Genomic DNA, 3,174 nt, shown 5'->3' with positions numbered 1-3,174 from the left:
ATGCGGACGACGGTGTTTAATTATATCGAGTGTGATTACAATCGGTGGCGTCGTCACAGTGCCTGTGGCGGCCTCAGTCCGGAACAATTTGAAAACCAGAACCTCGCTTAGGGCTGCGTCCACATTAAACGGGTAGGATCAATCCTAGTATAGGATACATGGAGTGTATAAAATTACGCAAAAAAATGCACAAAATTTTAATATAATTTGTCTTATATGTGCGCAAAAAAACATTTTCGCAATAAAATCCACTAATAAAATTAGAAATTCTTTGGGTTGAATTGGTTAGCGCTGACTGGCTATAGCCATGGGAACTGTTACCGGTCCGTTCAATCAATAATCCCCACCGAGTGAAATTTGAGCAATAGTAATTAATATTACGTTGAGCTGAGATGTGTTTATAACGAATTTCTCTTAATACAAAAACGTTGATCCTTTTTGTGAATAATGAAGACATATTAAGTGAATAAACTAACCATCAACGTGGCTCATGACAAAGTCACCGCTCCTGAATCACTACGGGTTTAGCAGATAACTCAGAGCTATTCCTGGATTGTTCCCGCCCCGGTAAACATTCCTGTCTTATAGTTCTGTTCGCCATGATGGGTGGCGACGCCTTTCGTCACGCCTGGCAGCTTAACTGTGCCCAGCTCAGCATTTGCTGATGCTTACATTCATCACACTCATTCAGAAAAAAATTCAAATTTGTTAGATATTAGGAATGTAATTATCTAATATTACACACATATTTAACTTCTCAATCATTTGTTATGTGCTACCTTACTTGTTAAATTGCTATGATTCAAAGACTGTTATACAGAATAATTACCACAGGACACTATCAAGGATAGTGATTTTGGAGCATCGGTTAGCATTAGTGCGGTTATGTTTTTAGTCCGCCGTCCATCAGTCACAGACAACCTGTACCAGATTGCGGTACAAAGGAACTTAACCCCGGGAAACCCAGATCTAGCAACTGCAGTCAGAGCAAGTGAAATGGCTGGATGATAAAAACAACTTCTGGTTGGATTGTATTTTAACCAATATGACGCGATAAAAGATATACAGATTTACCATGCACAAAATTCCAACTTACAAATAGTTGGTCCGTTATCCGTTATCACATTAAATATCAACTAACCAAGTAAAACATCATATTCGCATTCTTTTTACAAACAGAACACGAGGTGACTTATGACTAATGAAGAATTATGGGAAGCATGGGAAGGGAGTGTCTCCGGTACTGAACGTATAAATCGTCATATCGCAGTAACAAGGATAATTCAGGCCTGGGAAACGCACAGTACAACACTTGACCTGTCGGGGCTTGAGTTAACATCATTACCTCCAGAACTACCCTCATCGATAACTGAGTTAAACTTAGAGAATAACCAACTTCACGAGTGGCCTGAACATCTACCACCTAATCTTCAGAGATTAAGATTAGGTTTTAACAACTTATCCGTCATTCCTAATGATATAAATTTACCTTTAAGAGAATTATCTCTGGAGTATAATAATTTAAACACAACGCCATCTCATTGGCCCAATACCTTGGTTCGTCTCACTGTTTTCAATAATCAGCTAATAAGCATTGACAATTTACCACAAGGCTTAAGATATCTATCAGTCAACAATAACCAACTTTCTAGGCTTCCCACTCTACCTCAGAGCCTAGAATATCTATCAGCAAGTACAAATCAAATAACAAATTTACCCTCAACATGGCCTCATAGTTTAGTTGATTTGAATTTAAGTTATAATCCGCTTACGCCGGGATTCTCGCTTCCCCCAGCACTTATAAATTTTGCGGCTACATCTACAGGCCTCACTGAGTTCCCCTCTTCTTTGCCAGCAACATTGCAGACACTCATTGTTCTCGGAAACCGAATTAGTCATTGGCCTGATATACTACCTCCCAATCTAACCAACATAACTCTTTCAGATAATTTACTGACAGATTTACCCATAGATCTTTTAAGAAGTATACCGAGCCTAAGATCAGTTATGATAGAAAGAAATCCGCTCGCTCCGGAGACTACTCAGATGATTAATAATTTAGTATCCGGAGATACCTATCATGGTCCACGAATTTACTTCGGTTCTCCAGCCTCACAACCATCATCTGTAAGATGGTTTCGACAGGATGGTAGTCAAATTGCAGTCAATATAACTAATATGGCTCCAACTAGGCAAGCAGAAGTACCAAGACCGCCAGCAACACTTCCTACGTTGATAGAATCATTAGGTCTGATACCAAGGCCTATAAGACAACCTATGTCTATTCCGTGGCATTTACTTGGTGCTGAAGGTAGTTCGGTTAGTTTAAGTTCGGTGGCGGATGATGCACTTTCAGCATCCCAAGAACGACCTCTTCATGTGAGTGATTATCCATTTATATCTCAAACATTATTTGACGCGCAGTCATATCCCCAACGCCTTTTAGATGCAGAACAACCGCTTCAGTTAACCGTTTCAAACTGGTTTAACTCTGCTGAGGCTAATAGTGTATCTAGAACATGGGCAGAATTCATAAATGAGCCAGCGGCTAATGATTTCAATAATTTTATATTTCAATTAAGGAAAACAGCTAGTGCAGATATACCCGGTTTTCAGCAGCAGGTATCCTCTTGGTTGGTACAGTTGGCAGCAGATCCAGTTTTACGTGAGCAGACATTCAATCGCGCTTTACAGGCTACAGCGACATGTGAGGATCAGGTTGCCTACGTTTATAATGAAATGCAGAGAATGGCGCTGTCTGCGAGAGTGGCTAATAGCGATCTGAATCACTTAACGTCAGAAATGATCGACACAGCTCGTCAAGTATTTCGAATGGAGAGGCTTGATCTCATTGCCAGAGAGCAATTTTCCAGGATATTTAGAGAATCCCTTAACCCAGAAGAAATTGAAGTTTCTCTTGCCTATCTTGTAAGCCTCAGAGAAAGGTTACATTTAACATCAGTAACCTCAGCGATGAATTATCCAAACTTCCTTCAAGTTATGGTTCCAGCAAATGCTCAGGCTGAAGCTTTTGAAAGGATCGTCGCGGATGAGAACCGAGATTTTGTGGGCTGGCTGGCAGAGTGGGAACCCTGGCAGCAGGCACTCAGCCGTATCGCACCTGACCAGTACCAGGCCGCCCTTGAGCGCCGCGCTGACGCCTTCGGCGCCAGT

General features: G+C 41.1%; 2 protein-coding genes. Both read left to right on the top strand.

The features are described 5' to 3' along the window. The coding region (locus tag SPH27_RS22930) for an IS3 family transposase (protein ID WP_071682716.1) at window positions 1–111 on the top strand (111 nt) is incomplete at its 5' end. Between the two features lie 1,083 nt (window positions 112–1,194). After that, a partial coding sequence (locus tag SPH27_RS22925; RefSeq protein WP_322435921.1) for an NEL-type E3 ubiquitin ligase domain-containing protein occupies window positions 1,195–3,174 on the top strand: 1,980 nt, incomplete at its 3' end.

The sequence above is a fragment of the Enterobacter sp. A103 genome, assembly GCF_034427535.1.
GTDB classification, from domain to species: Bacteria; Pseudomonadota; Gammaproteobacteria; order Enterobacterales; family Enterobacteriaceae; genus Enterobacter; species Enterobacter asburiae_B.
The sequence above is the reverse complement of the archived record's forward strand: the minus strand, read 5'-3'. Positions and strand labels throughout refer to the sequence as shown.